Source organism: Terrilactibacillus tamarindi (assembly GCF_009718825.1).
Classification (GTDB): domain Bacteria; phylum Bacillota; class Bacilli; order Bacillales; family Sporolactobacillaceae; genus Terrilactibacillus; species Terrilactibacillus tamarindi.
Window position 1 is genome coordinate 37,895 of the sequence record NZ_WNHB01000013.1, and the last position, 22,500, is coordinate 60,394.

Annotated in this window: 19 protein-coding genes and 2 pseudogenes; 17 read left to right on the plus strand and 4 right to left on the minus strand. The window is 37.0% G+C overall.

Annotation, left to right across the window (positions count from 1 at the left end; genetic code table 11):
- The first annotated feature begins 7 nt into the window (after positions 1 to 7).
- From GMB86_RS09180 to GMB86_RS15520, 4 genes and pseudogenes are all read left to right on the plus strand, one after another.
- Positions 8 to 244, plus strand: a complete 237-nt coding sequence (locus GMB86_RS09180; protein WP_155218901.1) for an NAD(P)-binding domain-containing protein — start codon at positions 8 to 10, stop codon at positions 242 to 244.
- Positions 245 to 417: 173 nt separating this feature from the next.
- Positions 418 to 1,353, plus strand: coding sequence for a tetratricopeptide repeat protein (locus tag GMB86_RS09185; RefSeq protein ID WP_155218903.1), 936 nt, complete (start codon positions 418 to 420; stop codon positions 1,351 to 1,353).
- 74 nt (positions 1,354 to 1,427) lie between these two features.
- A pseudogene (locus GMB86_RS16150) lies at positions 1,428 to 2,588 on the plus strand (plasmid pRiA4b ORF-3 family protein).
- A gap of 202 nt (positions 2,589 to 2,790) precedes the next feature.
- Positions 2,791 to 3,000 carry a hypothetical protein gene (locus GMB86_RS15520; RefSeq protein WP_196220178.1) on the plus strand — a complete coding sequence of 70 codons (210 nt, stop codon included), beginning with the start codon at positions 2,791 to 2,793 and terminating at the stop codon, positions 2,998 to 3,000.
- Between the two features lie 56 nt (positions 3,001 to 3,056).
- On the opposite strand, the pseudogene GMB86_RS09200 reads toward GMB86_RS15520, so the two are convergent.
- From GMB86_RS09200 to GMB86_RS09210, 3 genes and pseudogenes are all read right to left on the minus strand, one after another.
- Positions 3,057 to 3,185 (minus strand): annotated as a pseudogene (locus GMB86_RS09200) (transposase); the annotation flags it as partial.
- Between the two features lie 84 nt (positions 3,186 to 3,269).
- Entirely contained in the window at positions 3,270 to 4,772 is a 1,503-nt protein-coding gene (locus GMB86_RS09205; protein ID WP_155218907.1) for a glycoside hydrolase family 32 protein, read from the minus strand.
- Complete coding sequence (locus GMB86_RS09210; protein ID WP_155218909.1) at positions 4,741 to 5,988, minus strand: oligosaccharide MFS transporter; 1,248 nt, start codon at positions 5,986 to 5,988, stop codon at positions 4,741 to 4,743. Before GMB86_RS09210 ends, GMB86_RS09205 begins: the two co-directional genes overlap by 32 nt.
- 365 nt (positions 5,989 to 6,353) lie before the next feature.
- On the opposite strand from GMB86_RS09210, the gene GMB86_RS16155 reads away from it, so the two are divergent.
- Positions 6,354 to 6,536 carry a hypothetical protein gene (locus GMB86_RS16155; protein ID WP_408033836.1) on the plus strand — a complete coding sequence of 61 codons (183 nt, stop codon included), beginning with the start codon at positions 6,354 to 6,356 and terminating at the stop codon, positions 6,534 to 6,536.
- A gap of 291 nt (positions 6,537 to 6,827) precedes the next feature.
- Positions 6,828 to 7,331 (plus strand): sigma-70 family RNA polymerase sigma factor, encoded by a 504-nt coding sequence (locus GMB86_RS09215; RefSeq protein ID WP_155218911.1) that lies wholly within the window; start codon positions 6,828 to 6,830, stop codon positions 7,329 to 7,331.
- Between the two features lie 312 nt (positions 7,332 to 7,643).
- Here GMB86_RS09215 and GMB86_RS09220 read toward each other — a convergent pair whose 3' ends face one another.
- Positions 7,644 to 8,048, minus strand: coding sequence for a helix-turn-helix domain-containing protein (locus tag GMB86_RS09220; protein WP_155218913.1), 405 nt, complete (start codon positions 8,046 to 8,048; stop codon positions 7,644 to 7,646).
- A 297-nt stretch (positions 8,049 to 8,345) separates the two neighbouring features.
- Here GMB86_RS09220 and GMB86_RS09225 point away from each other — a divergent pair, with 297 nt between their 5' ends.
- The 11 genes from GMB86_RS09225 to GMB86_RS09275 all read left to right on the plus strand — a co-directional run bounded on the left by GMB86_RS09225 (position 8,346) and on the right by GMB86_RS09275 (position 22,039).
- Positions 8,346 to 9,605: an urea ABC transporter substrate-binding protein gene (locus GMB86_RS09225; protein WP_155218914.1), complete on the plus strand. Its 1,260-nt coding sequence runs from the start codon at positions 8,346 to 8,348 to the stop codon at positions 9,603 to 9,605.
- 88 nt (positions 9,606 to 9,693) lie between these two features.
- Positions 9,694 to 10,569 carry an ABC transporter permease subunit gene (locus tag GMB86_RS09230; RefSeq protein WP_155218916.1) on the plus strand — a complete coding sequence of 292 codons (876 nt, stop codon included), beginning with the start codon at positions 9,694 to 9,696 and terminating at the stop codon, positions 10,567 to 10,569.
- 8 nt (positions 10,570 to 10,577) lie between these two features.
- Positions 10,578 to 11,609, plus strand: a complete 1,032-nt coding sequence (locus tag GMB86_RS09235) for an ABC transporter permease subunit (protein ID WP_155218918.1) — start codon at positions 10,578 to 10,580, stop codon at positions 11,607 to 11,609.
- On the plus strand, positions 11,590 to 12,333 hold the full coding sequence (locus GMB86_RS09240; RefSeq protein WP_155218920.1) for an ABC transporter ATP-binding protein: 744 nt from the start codon (positions 11,590 to 11,592) through the stop codon (positions 12,331 to 12,333). The genes GMB86_RS09235 and GMB86_RS09240 overlap by 20 nt, the downstream gene beginning before the upstream one ends.
- Before the next feature lie 74 nt (positions 12,334 to 12,407).
- Positions 12,408 to 13,061, plus strand: a complete 654-nt coding sequence (locus tag GMB86_RS09245) for an ABC transporter ATP-binding protein (protein ID WP_329602843.1) — start codon at positions 12,408 to 12,410, stop codon at positions 13,059 to 13,061.
- A gap of 26 nt (positions 13,062 to 13,087) precedes the next feature.
- Positions 13,088 to 14,830 (plus strand): nitrilase-related carbon-nitrogen hydrolase, encoded by a 1,743-nt coding sequence (locus GMB86_RS09250; RefSeq protein WP_155218922.1) that lies wholly within the window; start codon positions 13,088 to 13,090, stop codon positions 14,828 to 14,830.
- An 83-nt stretch (positions 14,831 to 14,913) separates the two neighbouring features.
- The gene (locus GMB86_RS09255) at positions 14,914 to 15,819 is read left to right on the plus strand and encodes an acetamidase/formamidase family protein (RefSeq protein ID WP_155218923.1); all 906 of its coding nucleotides are present in this window, start codon (positions 14,914 to 14,916) and stop codon (positions 15,817 to 15,819) included.
- 566 nt (positions 15,820 to 16,385) lie between these two features.
- Entirely contained in the window at positions 16,386 to 17,906 is a 1,521-nt protein-coding gene (locus GMB86_RS09260) for a PucR family transcriptional regulator (RefSeq protein ID WP_155218925.1), read from the plus strand.
- 115 nt (positions 17,907 to 18,021) lie between these two features.
- A complete protein-coding gene (locus GMB86_RS09265) occupies positions 18,022 to 19,338 on the plus strand; it encodes a purine-cytosine permease family protein (protein WP_329602844.1) in 1,317 nt (438 codons plus the stop codon).
- 18 nt (positions 19,339 to 19,356) lie between these two features.
- On the plus strand, positions 19,357 to 20,475 hold the full coding sequence (locus GMB86_RS09270) for a DUF917 domain-containing protein (protein WP_155218929.1): 1,119 nt from the start codon (positions 19,357 to 19,359) through the stop codon (positions 20,473 to 20,475).
- Positions 20,468 to 22,039, plus strand: a complete 1,572-nt coding sequence (locus GMB86_RS09275) for a hydantoinase/oxoprolinase family protein (RefSeq protein WP_155218931.1) — start codon at positions 20,468 to 20,470, stop codon at positions 22,037 to 22,039. The genes GMB86_RS09270 and GMB86_RS09275 overlap by 8 nt, the downstream gene beginning before the upstream one ends.
- Positions 22,040 to 22,500 lie beyond the last annotated feature (461 nt).

The following is a 22,500-nucleotide window of genomic DNA, read 5'->3' on the forward strand; positions in this document are numbered from 1 at the left end:
TCGATGAGTGACGACTGGCGGGGGTATCGTATCCATTGTATGGGACGATGCAACCGTGGAGAATATTGTTATGAGCGAAGGTTTCTCAGAGAAGCTAGGCATGGGTGGTATTCATATCTTGATGAGCAGGGTATCGTCTGTTACATTAAGAAGACTTGCTGCTCTTTACACAGAGCATGGCAACGCCTACGTTGAAGCTCCCATTTTTGGGAGATCCGAGGTAGCAATTGCCAAAAAGCTATGATAACCATAAAATGAAGAAATACCAAGTTAATGATGTTTAAAGGATAAAAGCAAGGATTAATTATTTACCAAGTAAAATGCCATCTTATGTTCTGATTGTGGTTGCTGACAAAATTTTATATTTTGAAATTTAAAGTTAAATTTGTAACAATAATAGCAAAGGGGGAGAAAAGTATGCTTAAAATTGGAAGAAACGATTTATGCCCTTGCGGAAGCGGTAAAAAATACAAAAAATGTTGTATGGACAAAGATAAACAACTGATGGCGAAACCAATTGTAAGGAATCCCTTTAATCACTTGCTTACATATGAAGAGGTAAACGAACTGAGTACCGACGAAATCATCCTCACGTTGCGGAAAATGGGTATTTCATTTAATCAAGAAACATTTTTAAAAGATATCGAAAAGTCCTACTCTGCTGAAGATATTTCGGAAAGTTGGTTCGATCAATATACTGTTACTGCAAAGGGTAGAGATGAAGATTTTCCTTGGCTTGCGGCGTGGATTTTATGGGAAAGATTAGCTCCAACAAAAAAACTATCCATGGAACAAATGAATGACTTGATTGAAAAGGGTTTTGAGTATGTAGATAAAAAAGATCCTGTATCTGCATGTGATACATGGCTGAAGGTCTGGGAGGCAATAAAGGAAAGGATAAAACCTGAATTCCAAAACTTAGATTATCTGGACAAGCATTATAAGGGTAGTTTTTTTATTAGTAATTTTTGTCAGGACTTAGAATATGAACTTCATAATGCGGGTTTGAAGGATCCCGTTTATTTTGAAAAAAGGCTGAAATATTGCCATGAGTTTTGTGACTATTTTCCCAAAGAAGATGAGCTAATCATTCACAATATGCGGCGTGCCATTGCGGAATCATACGCTAAGTTAGATCAATACGGGAAAGCTGAGTCCGAGTTTGAGAAGTTAGTGCAAGATTTTCCGGACAATCCTTGGGGCTATATCGGTTGGGGAGATTTGTTCTTCTTTGAACATAGGAAGGATTATCATAAAGCACGTGAACTATACGAAAAGGGTTTAACAATTGCCAAGGATCAAACGGATATTGTATCAATAAAGGAGAGGCTTGAAGATTTAAAGGAAGAATGATGAACATATTGTTTGTTACATGGATGTAGATGTAGCTTAGTGTATTTAACAAACAGAATGATAGGGTGAAATGAATGTTAATCCAATGTACGAAAGTCTTACTTGATAAGATAGAAGTAAAGGGAAGTGAACTAGTTTCATCTAAAGGCTATGAGCAATTTCCCCATAGTTTCATGGCATGGCACGCTAATTTTGTAACGATTAATAGAAGAAAAGCAATTATTTTGATGAATAATGAAACAAGATATTCAGTTGTAATCTACCGGCCGAATAATAAGGATTATTCTAAAATAAAGGATTTAATTTATCAGGGAATAACGGAAGCTTTACGAATGGAAGGTGTCCGAAAAGAAGTCATTGATGCTTATATGGCTAAAGCCGGTAAGATTTCATTCTCTAAAACGGCAAGTAGAAGCATGGTGGCAAAGATGAATAATGCTGTGCGTGAAGTTGAATTTATGCAAGATTATTTAGATGAAGAAACCAAAATACAGAGATATATAAGTATCGTAACGGGCAGGTTAATTCAAAATTGTGGTGATAATGAGTCGTTCTATCCTATTGAAAAAATGCTTAAATGTCTAAGCTTAGTTTATGGTCAAGATAAAAAAACAGCTGCCATCGAAGTGTTAGATATTGATCTCTATCAACTTAAGATCCAAATCAATTTAGAGGGTCATGATATTTGGAGAAGAGTTTTCGTACCTTCAACCTATTCCTTTGAACATCTTCATAATATTATTCAAACGGTTTTTGATTGGAAAAACTCTCATTTACATCATTTTGTTGTAGAAAAAGCGGAAAAAAGGCCACTCAAAATTGTAATGGATGCTGACCCGGAAGCGTTGGAATATATAGACCCTGAAGAAATTGATATTCGACAGGAGCGGTTTGTTGCTCTTGAAGAAATTTTTCCAAAGTTTAGTGAGATTATTTAAGAATATGACTTCGGGGACTCATGGGAACATATCATAACACTTGAAAAGGTAGTAAAATCTACGGCCTTTCAAGCAACATTTCTAGAAGGAAATGGAGAAAGACCTCCTGAAGATGTGGGTGGGGAATGGGGCTTTGAAGAATATTTAAAAATTATGGAAAACGAAAAGCACCCAAATCACAATGACATGATGGCATGGGCAAGCAATCAAAAAGAAAGAAAGATAAGCGCAGAGCAAACAAACCAACGGCTTAAGCGAGTAATCAGTGGGTATCGTTATTCGACATTTGTGTTTTAAAACTGGTGTCAATTCTGGTGTCAGGCACTGCAAAAAGACAAATAACTATAAAATGTCTTTTCTGTAAATACAGTGTCCAGGGAATGCCTATTTTTAACGTAGCTCATACTGAGATAATCACCATCAGAATTTTGCCGAAAAGCAATAGTTATATGGAAGACAAACAATTCAGAGATAGTGTAAACACGCCTCTATCTTTTGTTTGGTTGTTAGTGAGTGTTGTCATCAACCGAATTATTCAAAAATCATTCAACAACCGATTCAATTAATAGCACAGACAGCCATTGATATCCTGCTTAAGGAGATCTCGTTAGCGTCTGTAGAAGGAGAGAAAAAGCCTCCTACTATAATCATAGTAAAAGGCGCTAAAGCAGGTGGACTTGGACATAAATGTCGACGACCAAGTCGCTAGCTAAGACTGAAGTTTACTTAAAGACATTAGATATAGCCAACTAAATTAGACTAAACTCATTCTTCAATCCTGAATATATCGTTCTCTTTTTCATTAAACTGGTTGACGATATAATTTCTTATTATTTCTTCATCCACTGTTCCTAGAGTGGCACAAAAATAGTCTCTTGCCCATAAGTGTTGACCCCAATATTTCTTTACCGTCTAAAGACGGTGGAGTTTGAACACGCATTTGGAAATTAAATAATCTTTGTGACTAGTGGTGAAAGTCTACTCGATTTCAGCATTTTTTAAAGACCAGAGATTAATGCTCGTAATTGATACCTTTGTATTCTCAGTAAATAATTCAATTCCGTTACTTGTTAATTCAGGATAGATTCTTGAAGAAAGTGAAACTTCACCATTGTTAACGAATACTTCAACAGAGCATGTATCTACAAAAATATGGAATTTTAACTGATTATTTTTACGCAAGGGCGCTTTATTCAATGCTTTATGGGACCTTTCACCTGATTGAGTCGTGTCGACAACAATTTCACTTGCTGCTATATCATAATAGACTGAAGTAAATTCAGATCCATCTACTGATTTTCTTAACTGTAGACCAATTCTACCTGTTTCTATTTTTTCTGGAACCGTTACATCACAGATTAATTCATAGCTATGTGAGTGGCTATTAGAATTGAGACCGACTGTTTGGTTAGCTCCCATCTCAAATGCATCATAATTAGTGTGAAGTTCACGTAGTGATTGCAGTTCTGGGATTGGATTAGCTCGGACATGTTGTGTCTCATCGTCTAATGTGAGTATTCTCGGTATAGTCATAGCTCCTGACCAATTATAAGCTTTGGAAGGGAACTCTGTGAACGGGAAATCCATCCAGGCAATGAGGATCCGTCTACCTTGTTCATCCTCAAAAGTTTGTGCTGCATAGAAGTCAATTCCATAATCAATTTCACGCTGTGATTCAGGTTTGAAAATACCTGCATTATAGTCCAGTGTTCCAACGAAAACGGTACATTTCCCATTTTCCATATTCATCGGTGAGGTAATTAATACGTATTTATCACCAAGAGGGAAAAGATCTGGACATTCCCACATATCCCCTTGTTTTCCGTTACCCTTCGCAGCGATTCCAAGATACTCCCAATCGATTAAGTCGGTAGATTTATAGAGTACAATGGCACCATTTCCTTCAGAAGTAGTGCCAACTACCATATACCAATGTTCTTCGTGCTTCCACACCTTTGGATCACGAAATTCACTACCGAGCTCATTCGGAACACTCCGAATTACAGGGTTTGCCTCATGTTTTTTAAAGTGAATTCCATCAGTAGAAGTGGCTATCGCTTGGACCTCTTTTGGCGTATGCCCTTCAAGATGGCCCGTGTAGATTAATGTAAGTTCATCATTATGGATCACTGCACTACCTGAGAAGCATCCCATTTCTTGCTTAGCCTCGTCATATTCATACGGTTCAGATGGTGCAAGTGCTACAGGCTCATGCTGCCAATGTACAAGATCAGTACTAGTTGCATGCCCCCAGTGCATTGGGCCCCAATCAAAGCTGTATGGATTGAATTGATAGAATAAGTGGTAGATGCCTTTATGCTGGATAAGACCATTAGGATCATTAAGCCAACCAACGGGAGACATGAAGTGGTAATTAAGACGGTATTGTGCATGCTTCATTTTCTCCCTTGTTTGTTGGACTGCCTCATTAGCACGATTAATTTGTTCATTATGTGTTGAATTGGGATTCTGTATTGTCATATTGGTTATCACCTTTCTTTTTTTGGTTACTTAAAAAGAAAATGGAAAGAATGGTAAATGCGAATACAAGCGCACCTAGTACAAAGAATGTAAACTCGAAACCAGAGATATCTTTCATTTTACCTACTGATGATGAAAAGAAGATAACTCCAAGTTCACCAGATATTTTAAAAGCAATCAAATAAATAGTTGCTGACAGTCTAGGGTCAAAGTTTATTGAAATATATTTGAAAATAGCTATTAATAAAATTGGTAGTTCTATACCATGTAGCAGTTTGATTAGTGAAATACTAATTGTGTCAGCAACAAGAGCTGAACCTATTATTCGTGTCCCCATGAGAACTCCTGCTAGTATTAATGCTCGCTTTGCTCCGAGTTTATTTACAATAAATGGAGCAGCGAACAACATTGCTGATTCAAGGAAAACCTGGAATGAGTTTAGGTATCCATATACTTGATACCCTGTATCTACATTAGAAAAATGTTGGGTGAAATAGATTGGGAACAACTGAATATCGTACACTGTATAGATGCAAGCGGTTCCAAATAAGAAAATGGTGAAATACCAGAATTTTTTCAATTTGAAAGTAGAAAGAATATCTTTCATTTTTAAATCTGATGTATTTTTTTCTTCTTGATCATCGATTTCAATTTTGTAGAAGCAGTTTATAAGAAAATAAATTACACCTGCAGCTGAAGCAATCCAGAAATTGAAATGAGGATTAATACTTAATAATATACCTGCCATAAATGTTGCACAGGCATAACCAATGGATCCCCACATTCTTGAGGTACCATACTCAAAATTAAACTTACGACTTAACTTTTCTACATATGTTTCAATTAAAGCAACTCCTGCTAGAAAGCCAGCACCAAAGTAAAAACCACCAAGGATAGCCCCAGTTAAAAAATGTGTTTGTAATAACGGTTCATATACGTAAATGAGAAAAGGTCCTGTACCCATAAGGATAATACTTTGAAACCAAATTAAATATTTTTTTGTGCCAAGTTTATCTTGGATGATTCCATATATGAGCATGAAACATAAAGCTAATGTTGAATTAATGGAGAAAACAGTTCCTGTTTGGGCTCCAGTTAAATCAAGTGTTCCATTTAGCCAAATTGAATAAAATGACCACCATACTGACCAACTTATAAAAAAGAAAAATAGGTAACTAGATGAAAACCAATATTTTTTGCTTTTAAATATGTTCATTTTCTCACTCCTTTGACCTTTCCAATGTAACCGCTTGCAAATTATTTTACCCTGATACTTTTAATGTGTCAACCGGTTTCATACTTGTGTAATTAATATAATCAGAGTAGAATTTCAAAGCTATATATAACGGTTCTAATTCAGAGTATATGTTGTCCAAAGGCTTTTATGAATTGAAAAAGGTATATAATACAGAATCAAATTACGAAGAAGTACCTGAATTTGACAGTGAAATTCCTTTGAAAACAGAACCTCTTTCCCAATTAACGACAATGGAATTAAAAAATTCGTTCATGTTGAGTAAGTTATATCTTTGGGAATAAAAAATCCTCAGCAATGGAGCATTACAAATTATGCTCAAATAGATTTTATCCCAGAAAGTAGGGAGGAAAAAAATACATCTATTTGCAACCACACCTGTTTCATTAAGCTTCAGCTTAGGAAGAGTTATCAATCATTATCATCCAGAAATGGTGTCTATAATCATAACAATAATTGTTTTTGATTGGGGAATTGATCCTAATAGTTTAGAAGTCGTGATGAACTAAATACACGTTGACGAGTTGAGATTTGATCCTAACGTTATCTAGGGGGGACATGCCTCTATCTTTGGTTTGGTTACCATTTTGATGAATATATCTTGCTTAATCAATAAGCCCACTATTATAAGTCGCAAGAACCAGTCCATTTTGGTGAGAGAAATCAAAAAATATCGAAAAATGTAAAAACTCTGTGAAAACTATGTGAATTGAAGTAAAAAAGACACACAACTAATTACACATCTGATAAATTATTAGTAACCGGTAAATCTAATAGCGCGCGCTCATAGGAGCGAATATATGGATAGAGTAATGATACCTTCATTTGATGAAATGGCAAAAGCATTTGAACCATTAATAAAAAAAGTTATAAAACAACTTTATTGTGAGAATGACTTTGATGAAATGTTTCAGATTGGACTTATTGGATTGTATGAAGCGACGATTTCTTTTGATCCAAAGAGGGGGGCTTTCCCTTCTTATGCAGCAATAAAAATACGTGGTCGAATGCTATCAGAAATTCGAGCCAAAAAGCGTCACTACTCACGTCATGTCTATGCAGATAAAATAAAGGAGCAACTATTTGAATCTCATCAAGACAACTACTTCCCTAGTGATATCCTCCAGAGATTAAACTCAATTCTTACACCACGTGAATTCTTATGGGTAAAACTCCAATATATTGAAGATCAAGATACTAACGCGATTGCAAAAAAGTATCATGTATCTCCACATACCGTGAGATCATGGAAGAAATCAGCCATTAAGAAGATGAAAAAAGCTGGGATAGCGTTCTTTCAGTAATAAATGAAGTTGTTACATATAGAAAGTATTGAAAACATTAAACTGAGTTTTTTAAATGAAAATAAATAATACGTAGTAATGAATTGTGCTGTCACACCTTAATCGAACGTACAGGCTATTAATTTACCGTGATTTTCTACTAAGAAGAGGAAAGAAGTCGAAAAAGAAATCGGTTGGTTCAATGCATATCTTCTTTATATAACAATTGAATAGAAGCCAATAAAAATGCAGCATATCACTTTTATTGTGATGATGCTGCTATTTTTATTTAAAGCTTATTACCAACTTTTTGAAGTAATTATAATTCTATGGTTAGCTTTTAGGTTCATCTAAGTTATTTAATTCTTGTTGAAGAAATTTCCAAAATCTATATAACGTAGCAACTTTTTTATCGGGATCATGAATAAGATCTTCGAAAAAATATGTATATTTTTTTAGTTCATGTAATACTTGAATTTCAGTTTCAGAGAATGTGGTATTATCTGAGACTTGAATATATGTTTCTGGTTTCAAGCGGTCAGTTGAGCCAATAAGATAGTCAGCAGATGTAACAAATATTTGAGCTATCTTTTGAAGGGCATCTAGTGAAGGTTCATTTCTTCCTTGCTCATAGTATCCATAGGCACTCGTAGAAATGTTAAGTAACTTCGCCATATCTTCTTGTTTATACCCTGCTTCTTCTCTTAAATTTCTAAGTCTTTCGGGGAAGGGAGTCATTCTATACACTCCTCCTTTTGTGGAGAATTATACAATGAAAAATTGTAAAGAATTTTAAATACAATAATTTGTCTGATAATATATTTACATACAACAAAAAGTTGTTTATAATATTCCATATACTCCGAAGAATCGACATAATCACACATATCTATATTGAAAGTAAGTCATTAAATAGGGGGGATATGAAACGACAAAATAATAATGAGAAACCATATATTGATTAAAGAAAGGGGGAAATTCGTTTTCGTTTCATTTCGTCATTCATATTTTATTGAATAATCCAGGGGGAGAATAATGAAGTTAAAAAAACTAAAATTCAAGAGATCTGCCATAACGGTCATTTTGCTTTTATGCCTGTCTATTTCTTTATTTGGATGTAATAATGCCTCGTCAAGTAGCGATGGCAAGACGATTAAGTTAGGTGTGTTGGAGGATCGGTCAGGCGATTTTTCATTGGTTGGGATTCAGAAGTATTATGCGGCAAAGTTAGCGGTTGAAGAAATTAATAAGAACGGGGGATTACTAGGAAAGAAAGTAGAAATGGTAGCCCCTGATACACAATCCGATAATAATCGTTATCAAGAAATGGCCAAACGGTTGATCTTAAATGATCATGTTGATGCGATTATGGGGGCATTTTCAAGTGCCTCACGTGAAGCTATTCGTCCGATTATGGAACAAAATAAAATGCTTTATTTCTATAACAATCAATACGAAGGCGGGGTAGCGAGTAAATATACCTTTAATACAGGAGCCATTCCGGATCATCAAATTACTCCTCTAATTAAAGAGATGATTAAAAATTTTGGACCCAAAGTCTATACGATTGCGGCTGATTATAATTTTGGACAAATCTCAGCCAAATGGGTAGAGAAGACGGTAAAAGAAAATGGCGGTCAAGTTGTTAATCAAGAGTTTATTCCGCTAGGTGTTTCTCAATTTAGTAGTACGATTAGTCGGATTAAGAAAGCGAAACCGGATGTTCTTGTGACATTGCTTGTTGGTCAAGATCAATCGTCTTTCTATGAACAGTGGGCCAAATCAGGAGATAAAAGTATTCCGATGGCTTCCACGGTTAATATGGCACAAGCCTATGAACATAAACGGTTTGCTGCTCCGGCATTAGCTAATATGTATATTACCGCAACTTACATGGAAGAATTGGCGGACAAATACCCAAGTGCCAAGACGTTTGTTGATAAATTACAGAAGAAGTTTCCGAAAAATAAATATGTTGGAATGGAAGCCGAATCAGAATATAGCGGAATCATGCTTTGGGCCAAGGCTGTGAAAAAAGCCAAAACAACGAAGACGGATGCGGTGATCAAAGCTTTAGAAAGTGGCATTAGTTATAATGGCCCAGCTGGGAAAGTCAGCATTGATCCTAAAACCCACCACACGGTGAGAAATGTGTATCTTGTGCACACGGATAGCCAGCAAAAATTGCACATTGATAAAGAGTTCAAAGCGGTTAAGCCAGACTGGTTATCAAAAGACATGGGTGTCGATTTGACGAAAAAGCCAGAATTTAAACAATATACACCATTAAAATAATAAAAATATAACCATTTAGAAAATAGAATAAGAGAGGGGATGGGTCCCCTTTTATTCTATTCACTTCTTGAAAATCAGGAGGTTTTTGATGAGTATTTTAGATCTATTCTATCAGTTTATGAATGATTTTTCCTTTCTGATATTATCGGCGATTGGGTTGGCTATTATTTTTGGGATGATGAAAATTATTAATCTATCTCATGGGGAATTTATTATGCTTGGGGCTTATATGACCACTTTGTTTACAAAAGCAGGAATGCCCTTAATTCTTTCTATTTTTATTAGTGCCATTGGCGTGGGCGTGTTTGGTTTCATTATAGATCGACTGGTTATTAGTCATCTGTATGGAAGAACGCTCGATTCTGTCGTCGTGACATGGGGGATCAGTATGGTCCTTCAACAAGGCATGTTGATTATCTTTGGTCCATCGCTTCAAGGGGTATCGACGCCATTAGGTTCGCTATCTATTGGAGGAAGTGCCTATTCGATTTATCGACTGCTGCTTTTTGTCATTTCCTTTGTTGTCTTAGTTTTACTGTATGTGATTTTCATGAACACGAAGTTTGGACTTTATTCCAGAGCTACCATGCAAAATCAAGAAATTGCTCAAAGTATGGGAGTGAATACGAATCGCGTCTATTCCTTGACGTTTAGTCTTGGCGCGGCCTTTGCTGGTTTGACAGGCGGATTATATGCTCCAACGATGACGATATCCCCAAGTTTTGGAACAAGTTTCTTAATGCCGAGCTTTGTCACGGTTATAGTCGGAGGGGCGAATCCTCTCATTGGCACATCATTATCAGGCGGTGTGCTTGGTATCGTGAGCAGTATTCTTGATGCGTTGTGGGGAACCTTTTATGGAAGATTGGGTTTACTTATTGTAGCCATTATCGTGATTCGAATTCTACCTCTAGGTATTTCCGGTTTAGTTGAAAAAGTGCTCGTTAGAAAAAATAGGGTGTGAGATTGAATATGACATTAAAAACAGAAAATGTGGTTGCGGTCTTGCTTTTTATCGGTCTATTTATCTATCCGCTATTTGTGAACCCCTATCAAGTGATGAATCTTTCGTATTTTTTATCGATGGTGTTCCTATCTCTAAGTCTAGCTTTAATTTGGGGATATTGCGGCATATTTAGTTTTGGACAAGCGGTATTCTTTGGTGTTGGGGGTTATTTTTATGCCATATTCACCATGAATAGTCAGCTATCTACCATTACACCTATTGGTTTCATCTTAGGCATCCTTGCAGGTGGTGTTGTGGCTTGGATATTAGGTTACTTTATGTTCTATGGCGGCGTAAATGATGTGTTTGTTGGTCTCATTACCTTGTGTCTGACGCTGGTGCTAGAAACATTTATGGGGCAGACGGCCGGATCAGAATGGAAAATTGGACAAGTTGGTTTAGGTGGATTTAATGGGATTAACGGCATACCGACCCTGCAAATAGGTTCACTAAGTTTAACTGGGAACAACTTTTATTACTTTGTCTTAATGATCTTGCTGATTGTCTTTGGTTTATTAAAATTCTTGACACATTCGAAATTCGGTTCATCGGTTATTGCGATTCGTGAAAATCGAGATCGGACGAGGTTACTAGGATATAATGTACCCAAAATACAATCTTTCGTTTTCGCAATTGGCGGCGCACTGGCCTCCTTAAGTGGCATTTTATATGCTTCATGGGGAAGTTATATCACGCCATCTGTCTTTGGTTTGACGTCAGCCACCATTCCCGTGATTCTCGTAGCTGCTGGCGGTCGAAAGAATTTCACTGCTTCAGTCATCTTTACCTTATTATACTACTGGTTCTCACAAGCTTTATCGGCGAGTGGAAATCAATTTGCGTTGATTATCCTTGGTTTAACGTTAATATTAGCCATTTTATTTGTTCCAGATGGCATCGTAGTAGCTCTATTTAACTGGTGTGATCATCTATTTTCTAGGAATAAAGGCAAAGTAAAACTAGAAAAGGGGAATTTGCATGAAGAAAAAATTAGTTGAAAAGGATCACTCTAGTGCATTGTTGGAGCTACGAGATGTAGGAAAGTATTTTGGTGGACTTAAAGCGGTTGATCATGTCAACATCTCGGTCAATGAAGGAGATCTGCATTGTTTAATTGGCCCTAATGGCGCTGGGAAAAGTACCATTTTTAAAATGGTGATGGGTGTCTATAAACCAACGATGGGAAGTATTTATTTTAAAAATAAAAATATCACCAACTTAAAAAGCTGGGATCGGGTGCGTCAAGGTGTGAGTATTAAAATGCAGATTCCCGGTGTTTTTGGTGAACTCACCGTTTATGAAAATATGAAAATTGCGGCGCAAAGGTATTACCGACATTCGGAATTGAAAAATAAAATTTTAGAGATATGTGATCTTTTAGGCATTACTCATTTACGTGATGAGATCGTAAATAATCTCTCACATGGTCAACAGCAATGGTTAGAAATAGGCATGTCACTCGCTTCTGATCCAGAGCTCCTTTTATTAGATGAACCGGCTGCAGGCATGGGACCGGAAGAAACGAATTTCACAGCTGAACTCATTCGGAAGTTAAATCAGAAAGGGATTACCATTTTGTTTATTGATCATGATATGGATTTTGTCAAGAAAATAGCAAGGAAAGTCACCGTCTTGCATTTCGGAAAAACCTTTGCGGAAGGATCCGTTGAAGAGATTGAATCCAATCAGGACGTGGTTGACATTTACTTAGGAAAATCTTGAATCAGAATGGTTGAAAGGAATGAAGGGCTATTTTAAAAGTCGAAGGTGTATTTTCAGGATATGGGAAAGTCGTCGTGGTTCGAGATATGAGTATCACTATTGAGAAAGGTGAAATTGTCTCCATTATAGGAAGAAATGGTGTAGGTAAAAGTACCTTTGTCAAAACACTCATGGGCTTATTGAAAACATCGAAAGGAAAAATCACATTCAATCAACAAGATATTACGAGAACAAAAGCAGATGAACGAGCCAAACTGGGTATCGGATATGTACCTCAAGGTCACGGCGTATTTCCGGCTTTAACGGTCGAGGAAAATCTTCACATGGGTAAGTTGATTAATAAACAAAAGCCAAGTTTAAATCCCGAACAGGTCTATGATTATTTTCCCAAACTCAAAGAACGAAGAAAACAAAAAGCAGGAACACTGAGTGGTGGTGAACAAGCGGCGCTTTCCATTAGTCGTGCCATTATCGGTAATCCAGATCTCTTAGTTTTAGATGAACCGACGGAAGGGATTCAACCGAATATTGTCTATCATATTAGTGACATGATCAAACAAATTAATAAAGATATTGGACTTACCGTCCTATTTGTCGAGCAGCATATGGGTCTTATCCAACAAATGTCCGAGCGTTGTTATGCCATGGATAAGGGGAGTATCGTGGGTGAAGTCAAACATCAGGATGTGGCAAACTATGAAATTTTAAAACGTTATCTCACCGTCTAATTTTTGTTTGTAAAGGGGTTTTTAATATGTCAGTGAAACTCGCAGCGATTCAATTTGAACCGACGATGTTTGAAAAAGAACGGAATATTGAAAAGTTATATCATCTGATCGAAGAAGCCGCAGAAAATGGGGCAAAATTGATCACAACACCTGAAATGGCAACAACAGGTTATTGCTGGTACGACCGAGAAGAGGTTGAACCGTTTGTTGAGCCCATACCAGGTCCTACAACGGAGTCTTTTTATGAATTAGCCAAACGATATGATTGTTATATGGTGATCGGCATGCCGGAAGTTGATGTGACAACGAACCTTTATTACAACTCAGCGGTCTTGATTGGGCCCCAAGGGATTGTTGGTGTACACCGAAAAACCCACTTGTATATTTCGGAACCCAAATGGGCTGCTTCAGGAGACTTAGGACATCAAGTCTTTGATACACCGATTGGTCGAATCGCCTTATTGATTTGCATGGATCTCCATTTTATCGAAACCGCTCGTTTGGTTGCCTTAAAAGGGGCTGATGTCATATGCCATATTAGTAACTGGTTAGCTGAACGTACGCCAGCTCCTTATTGGATCAACCGAGCCTATGAGAATCACTGTTACTTAATCGAAAGTAATCGATGGGGCTATGAGAGAACGGTTCAATTCAGTGGTGGCAGCTGCATTATCAATCCGGATGGTTCGATTCAAAGTGTTGTTGATTTAGGGGATGGTATCGCCTATGGCACGATGGAAGTTGAGGATGCAAGATCGAAAACCATTGGAGAGGATACAATCTTTGAGGACAGGAAGCCTCATCTGTATTCGGCTCTATTAACGGATCCATACTTATGGAATCCACTTGATTTTTTCGGTCTGTACGGTCAGAAGCCCTTGCCGCCTGGAAAAAAATCAAAGATAGCGGTGGCTCAAATACAAGTTACCGAGGATAAGGAAAGGAATCTTTCTAAGATTGCGGATGAGGTAAAAATAGCGAGTCAAGAAGGGGCGGAGTTGATTGTCTTTCCTGAATGTTCGCTAAGTGGATATGTAAACCAAGAAAACGCAGAGACGATTCCTGGAGAAAGTACGAATCAACTCGTTACGCTATCAAAAAAATATCATATCTATATTGTTTCGGGTTTGGTGGAGAAAGAAGGCAACTTACTATATAACACGGCGATCCTCACTGGTCCAGAAGGATTCATCGGCAAATACAGAAAGATTCATCTCAATCACCATGACAAAATGTGGGCTACGAGCGGTGAGCAATGGATAACATTTGATCTCCCTATTGGTCGTGTTGGCTTATTAATGGGTTACGATGCCTTTTTACCTGAATCAGTCAGAATATTAACTCTCTTAGGTTGTGATCTTATTGCCTGTCCGTCGGCGATCAAAGTTCCAATTACTTTAGCACATTCTGGAACTCACGTGAAGCAAAATTATCCTATCCCAACATCAGCTGATCCCTATCATTGGCATCTCTATCGTGTTCGAGCAGGTGAGAATAATGTTTATTTAGCTTTTTCTAACTCCTATGATATGGAAGCTGGTTTTGTTGGAAAAAGTGGTATCTTTGGACCCGATACCTTTCACTTTCCACGAGATGAGTCCATGATCATGGATGAAGAAGGGATCACCTATTTACAAATCGATACAACCAACGAAGTAAGTGGCTATCCAACGAATGTTGTTCGGCGAAAAGACCTTGTTATGATGCGTCAGCCGCATGATTATAAGGATCTGATTCAAGTCAGTGAAGTAAAATCAATTATTAAGTGAAAACAGTACTGAACGGGAATGCAAACCAGTGATACTTGAAGACCCGTTTGCGGAAAATTTAAAAGTATGCGGAGGAATAGAAAATGATTGAAGTTAAACAGCCTGGGGAATACAGTTACGTCTTTAGTCGGTATTTGGATCCCATTGTTAAAGTACAACCGGGTGAAACCGTCGCTATCTATACAAAAGATGCCTTCGAAAACCGTGTGTCAAAAGAAACGGACCTGCCATCAAAAATTGTTGATGGCAACCCCAACCCACAAACAGGCCCGATATATATTGAAGGAGCTGAACCGGGTGACACACTGGCTGTACACATTTTGGACATTGAGGCCACGAGAGATTATGCCGTTAGTGCCCATATGCCAGGTCTAGGTGGACTTGCCCCTACTAGTTCCACACCGATGTTAAATGACCCCCTACCAGAAAGCGTCTGGCTCTATAAAATTGAAAATGGGATGGTCACTCACAATGAAAAAATGAGCTATCCATGGCGGCCTTTCTTAGGAACGATCGCCACAGCACCTAAGATGGAAGCCTTGTCTGCTTTAACACCTTTTGATAATGGCGGTAACATGGACACACCTGAAACAAAACCAGGCAACATTGTCTATTTACCTGTCAATGTACCCGGTGCCTACTTCTTCACGGGTGACTGTCATGCAGGACAAGGAGATGGTGAATTATGTGGATTTGCCCTTGAAATCTCTGCAAAGGTGACTGTTAAATTTGAACTTATTAAAGGAAAAGCGATCAAATGGCCACGTATCGAAAGTCCAACCGAAATTATGGTGATCGGAAGTGCTCGCCCTATGGAAGACGCGGCCCGTATTGCCTATTCTGAACTGATTGAATGGATGTGCGACGAATACGGATGGGATAAATTTGAGGCCTATCAAGCCTTAACACAAATCGGCAAACTCAGCGTTGGAAATATGGTGGATACTTACTATTCGCTTATAGCGAAGATTGAGAAGAAGTATTTGTGATGGGGATATTTATGGATGACAGGTACCGCAAAAGGACACTATCTGCTTAATAGTCTATGTCATATAGACGCTATGAAAGACATAGTTTTACTCCGATCTACCTAGATACTTGCTATTTCTGTTTAAAGCTCGGAATTTAGGTGGGTTGTATTTAATTATTTCAAACAGAAAAGAAATGGAATAATAAGGTATTTAATCTAATCCAAGAAACATTGATGTAAAGATAAAAATAATAGACAAAACGTTGAAAAAGAAAAACCCGCATCATCCTTCAAAAAGAGAAGGAGATGTGGGTTTTTGTATATTAGCCGTTGTCATCACTAAATAATCTGCAGGGTATATTAAAGAAGAATTTTTGGAATTACATACATTAATTTATTACCGTTACTATCCGTTTTTTTAAATGTGTGCTAGATTTAAAGATAACATTTTTAAATGATGGATTTTTCTAAATGATTGTTAAAGTATATTTATAAAGACATCTTATATGAAAAAACACGGATTAAGGAATAGATGACTTTTATTGAAGAATTAATATAAGGAAAGACAGAGGAGGTGGCAGACAATTGAGTGGTATAACAGTAAAAGAAGCCATGTCTATTGGAGCCTTAAAAAAATCAAAATTAGTGGCTGGGCATGAAGGGGTAAATAATATTATTACAAATGTAACGGTGATGGAAATCCCTCATTCCATTGAGTGGTTAAGGGGACATGAATTAATGATAACAGCACTCTATCAAATCAAAGATGACACATCAGAACAGTTAAAGTTAATAAGAGAAAGCAAAGCAAAAAATATCGCAGCACTTGCGCTTTGTTACCCGGGATTATATTATCATACATTAGATCAGCAGGTATTGGATCTTGCCAACAAACTCTCTTTACCAATTATTGAAGTACCCGTTGATATTGCATATATTGAAATCATAACCCCCTTGATTAATAGAATTCAACAAAATCATGTTACGGAATTGAACGAAACGATTCAATTGCAAAATAGGATGAATAAAATACTATCAATGGAATTAAATTTGTCCCAATTTATTCAAGAAATTAAAAGGTTTATCAATCAAGATATTTATATTTTTGATCAACACCGCCAATTACTCAAAAGTACAGTTGATGGGTTTGAAGAAAAAAATCATCTCTTTTGGGAAGATGTTACCAGAAACCATTTTTATTATGAAGAGATTAAGGGAATTGAGAAAAGCTTCGGATACCTAGTTATTCATCTATCTCAAGAACAAGTTGATTCCGTTCAACAAATCAAGTATTTGACGATAACAAATAGTTTATCGCTATTTTTTTCACATAATGATGCTATTAATAGGATTAAAGAAAATTACCAACAGAATATGCTAGTTGATTGGTTAAGTGGGCAAGATGTGGTCCCAAGTTATTTCTATAAAACAATTAACGAGCTGGGGCATAATTTCCATTACTTTCATTATCTTATGATGTTGTCTTTTTCCAATTCAGAATTATATGAGAAAAACAGAACAAAAATTGTACATTTTTTAGATAAATATCGGGCTCATTTAATTGTTTTTACACTTGGGCAACAAGTCATTATTTTAATATCCGAAACGTTCCACCATGACATTATGGAAATAATACACGCTATGCAGAATATAGCAGATAAAGATGTCTTGATTGCTTATACAAATAAAAACAAGAATTTATTCATTGAAGGGGTGAAATTGTATAAGGATTTAAGAAATGCTGTTTTTTTCATGAAACGGGTTCAAGCTCTACCAAAGATTATCTATACGCCTAGCTTTCCATTATTAACGGTGGCTCGTTCAGAGGCAATGAATAATGTTCGCACTACTTTTAATCGATTAATAGAGCCCCTACAGGAATATGATAGACAATCATCAAATGATCTCGTTTTAACTCTTGAATATTTACTGTTATATCCAAATCAATCAGAAATTCCAGATATTTTGCATATTCATCGTAATACCCTTACTTATCGAAAAACAAGAATAATTGATATATTAGGGTTTAATCCATTTGAACCTCCCTTGAAAGGACAATTTGAGCTTGTTATTTTACTAAGTTATGTAGATAGTCATGAATTTTAGCCCTATTTGGTCAGTTAAACAAAAAGGGCTTATTTATTTTGGTCAATTGCAATATTCACAAAAATATAAATTTACATGATAATTAAATTATTAGATGGGGGGAGGTTATTCGTACGTGAATCAAATAGCGAATCAAGAAGTAAACCAACCAGCGAATCAAACGGTTTCATCAGACGACTACTCTTTGGATAGGGTGCCTAAAAGTGAAAGAAAATCGATGTTTTCTATTTTATTGGTCCGGATAGGAGCCCTTACTTCAATAAGTCAATTTATGTTAGGTGCAACCTTAGGCTATGGCATGACTTTATGGCAGGCTTTTGTTGCTACGTTTCTTGGAAGTGTCATTTTACAAGTTGTATCAGTACTTCTGGGAATTGCAGGGGCTAAGGAAGGAATGTCTACAAGTTTGTTATCCCGTTGGACAGGGTTTGGAAGAATTGGATCTAGTATCATGGGACTTATTTTTGCGATTAGTTTAACGGGATGGTTTGGCGTTCAAAATGCTGTCTTTGCTCAAGGAATTGATAGTGTATTTGGAAATCGACTTGGGTTTACGCTAGCTGCTATCATTACAGGTATTTTCACGACATTACTCGTCTATTTTGGCTATAAAATGCTAGATTGGACAGCAAGAATAACAGTACCTTTATTTTTGATTGTGATGGGATATGGCGTCTTTCAAGTGTTAAAGGATTATAATTTCGCCCATTTAGCGACGATGAATCCACCTGGGCCAGCCCTCGGGTTAGGTGCAGCGATCACTATGGTAGCTGGCGGCTTTATCGTAGGATGTGTCACAACACCGGATTTTACACGATTCGCAAAGTCCTCAAAAGATGTTATTTGGATCACAGTTATTGGAACGTTTTTGGGTGAACTAGGTGTTAATTTAATTGCTGTTCTTATGGCCCATGCCGTGGGATCAGCTGAAATAATGGCCATCGTTCTAAAATTAACTGGTCTTATCGGAGGCATTATTGTTGCCTTTGCAACATTGAAAATTAATGATCTCAACCTTTATTCATCATCTTTAGGGATCACAACGTTCTTTTCATCTGTTTTTAATGTTCAACTGAATAGAGGAATGTTGACATTAGTTCTAGGTGTGATAGGTACATTACTTACGATTGCAGGTATATTAGATAATTTTACTGGCTTTTTAACGATATTGGGTATTGCCGTACCACCTATAGCTGGGATTATGACGGTTGATTACTATATCTTAAAAACAAATGAAGAAGAGCTGACCACTTCTAGAAAAGTTGGTGTATTACCTTCAAAGCTTGAAACAGTGAACTGGATTGGCATGATTGCTTGGATTGGTGGATTTTTAGTTGGCTATTTCATTACCTTTGGAATACAAGCTTTAACTTCAATCATCGCAGGCTCAATCATTTACTATATATTAATGATTCTTTTTAAACGTAAATAAATGCAAGGAGTGAGGAATATGTCACGATGGATTACAGAAGAGGATATTGAGAACTTAGCGGTAGGTGCAGCACTTCTTGGAACCGGTGGAGGCGGTGACCCTTATTTAGGTAAGCTCATGGTGCAAAAATGTATACGGGAAAATGGACCAATAGAGTTAATCGATCCTAACCAATTATCGGATCAAGATACTGTGATTCCAGTCAGTATGATGGGTGCTCCAACGATCATGACGGAAAAAATCCCCAATGGCGATGAGTCATTAAAATCATTACGATTGATGGAAAAACAATCGGGTGTGAAGGCAAATGCGACGATGCCTGTTGAGTGTGGAGGATTAAATTCAACTATTCCATTTGTTGTTGCATCGAAAGCTGGAATTCCAGTTGTTGATGCAGACGGTATGGGCAGGGCATTTCCTGAGCTTCAAATGGAAACTTTCCATATCCACGGAGTCTCTGCATCTCCGACAGCATTACATGATGAAAGAGGAAATGCTGTATTTTTAGAAGCTCAAGATAGTCCGATGATTGAACATATTGCAAGGGGAGTGGCTGTGCGGATGGGTGGTGTTGCTCATGCAGCAATGTACAAGATGACAGGAAAAGAAGTAAAAGATACATCGATTCATAATACGATGAGTTTATGCATTGATTTAGGCAAAGCCATTCGTGAAACACAAATCACAAAGCAAAACCCAATTGAAGTCATAAAACATGTGACGAAGAATTCTATATATGGCGAAGCCATTGTTCTGTTTGAAGGAAAGGTAACAGATGTTGAACGTAAATCAACAGATGGTTTTGTAAGAGGTAAGGCCACTGTGTCTGGATTGAAGTCGTTTATAGGTAAAACCTTACAAGTGGATTTTCAAAATGAAAATTTATGTGCTCAAATAGATGGCAAAGTTGTTGCTATGGTTCCTGATTTAATTACATTTTTAGATTCAGAAACTGGACTCCCGATTACAACGGAGGGTATGAAGTATGGTTTCCGAGTTATCTGTATAGGTATTCCAACGCCACCAATTATGCGATCTGATAAAGCCATTGAGGTTTGGGGACCTCGCTATTTCGGTTATGACATGGATTATGTAGAAATAGAAAAAATTCATGATAAGGAGGAAAGTCATGTATAAAATTGGTATAGATGTCGGTGGAACAAACACAGATGCCGTTGTATTAGATAAACAAAATCATGTGATTGCAGAAGTAAAATCCTCAACAACAGAAGATGTCGAGTCGGGTATTTATCAAGCATTAGAAAAAATATTGGAAGTTTCTCAGGTCGACCCAAAAGATATAGATACAGTGATGCTAGGAACAACCCATGCAACCAACGCTATTATAGAACGAAGCAGATTAACAAAAATTGCCTGTGTTCGAATTTGTTTACCGGCAGGAACTGCGGTTGAACCTATGTTTACTTGGGATGAATCTCTAAAAAAGGCAGCAGGAGATACTTACTATTTTGTACATGGAGGTTGTGAAACCGATGGACGACCTCTTGCTGGAGAACATCTTGATTATCAGGAATGTGCAGATATTTTATCTAAAATTAAAGAATCAGATGTGCAGTCACTGGCAGTTACAGCCGTTTTCTCTCCAGTCCTCGACACGTATGAAAAAGAATTTCAAAAAATCGCTTATGATGTTTTAGGAGAAGAATTCCCAGTTACAATTTCTTCAGAGATTGGAAGTATGGGCTTGCTAGAACGTGAAAATTCCGCAGCATTAAATGCCGCCCTCGTTAATGTTGCAAAAGCCGTTTCCGATGGACTGGAACAATCCCTTTTGAAATATGGTATAAACGCTCGCATCTATTTCGCGCAAAATGACGGGACGTTAATGGAAATGGAGCATGCGAAAAAATATCCTATTCTAACGATCGGTTCAGGTCCTACAAATAGTATACGGGGAGCAGCGGAATTAAGCGGTCTTAAAGATTGTATTATTTGTGATATTGGCGGAACAACGACTGATATTGGGATTTTAGTAAATGGGTTCCCTAGAGAATCAAGTGTCGCTGTTACCATAGGTGGCGTGAAAACCAACTTTAGAATGCCAGATATTGTATCTATCGGTATTGGCGGCGGGAGTATTGTCCGATTTGATGACGGGAATGTGACTGTCGGTCCTGATAGTGTTGGTTATAGAATTACTGAAGATGCAATTGCTTTTGGTGGAGATGTATTAACAGCAACGGATTGTTTGTTAGCCACGGGTCGAGTGCATATTGAACATCCGAATATAAATTTGGATCGATTAAAAACAATACCCCAATCTGTATTGGATCAAGCAGTATCCACGATTACTGCCCAGGTTGAAATGGCAATAGATAAGATTAAGACAAGTGCTGGTAGTGTACCAGTTGTTTTAGTTGGTGGTGGATCAATATTAATTCCTGGTGACATCGAGGGAGCATCTGAAGTCATAAGGCCAAAACATGCAGGATGCGCTAATGCATTAGGTGCTGCCATTGCACAAGTTAGTGGAGATATAGATAAAATGTATTCCATGGCAGGGGTTTCAAGAGAAAAAGTGCTTCAGCAAGCTTCAAAAGAGGCGAAGGATAAAGCAATTGCTGGAGGTGCATTAGCTGAAACTGTTGAGATCATCGACCTTGAGGTATTGCCGATGGCTTATGTAACATCTGAATTTGTACGCATCAAAGCTAAAGCAGCTGGTAAGATGAACATATAGAAAATAGTTGAAACACAAAAGAGGGGCGCTCCCTCTTTTTTGTGTTTTCTTAAGATGTTTTTGGTTTTTGTCACTTACTTTGGATTTTTATTGTATTACTATATAGTACAGGAATTATTAACATTATATGATCGAATTCCTTCAAATATGATTAGTTTAAAAGGGTTTAATTATGTAATTCATGAAGTAATACTTCCCTCTATGAGTCCTTTATTGGGCTTATTTTTTTGTCACAAAAATAGTAAAAGAGTCGATGCTCAGTAAAAAGTATGGACTCTTGATTGTTATTGATCCAAAAAAACTATTGTGTTGAGAATAGATAACTACCGTTTTTTCTTAGAAATAATTGTTAATCCTAAGGGGAGATTTGCAACTTTGATAAAACTATTTCAATATCTATTGCCTAACATTTAAACCTATTTATGTTTTTTGTTGAAAAATAGATTTAATCATTTATTAAA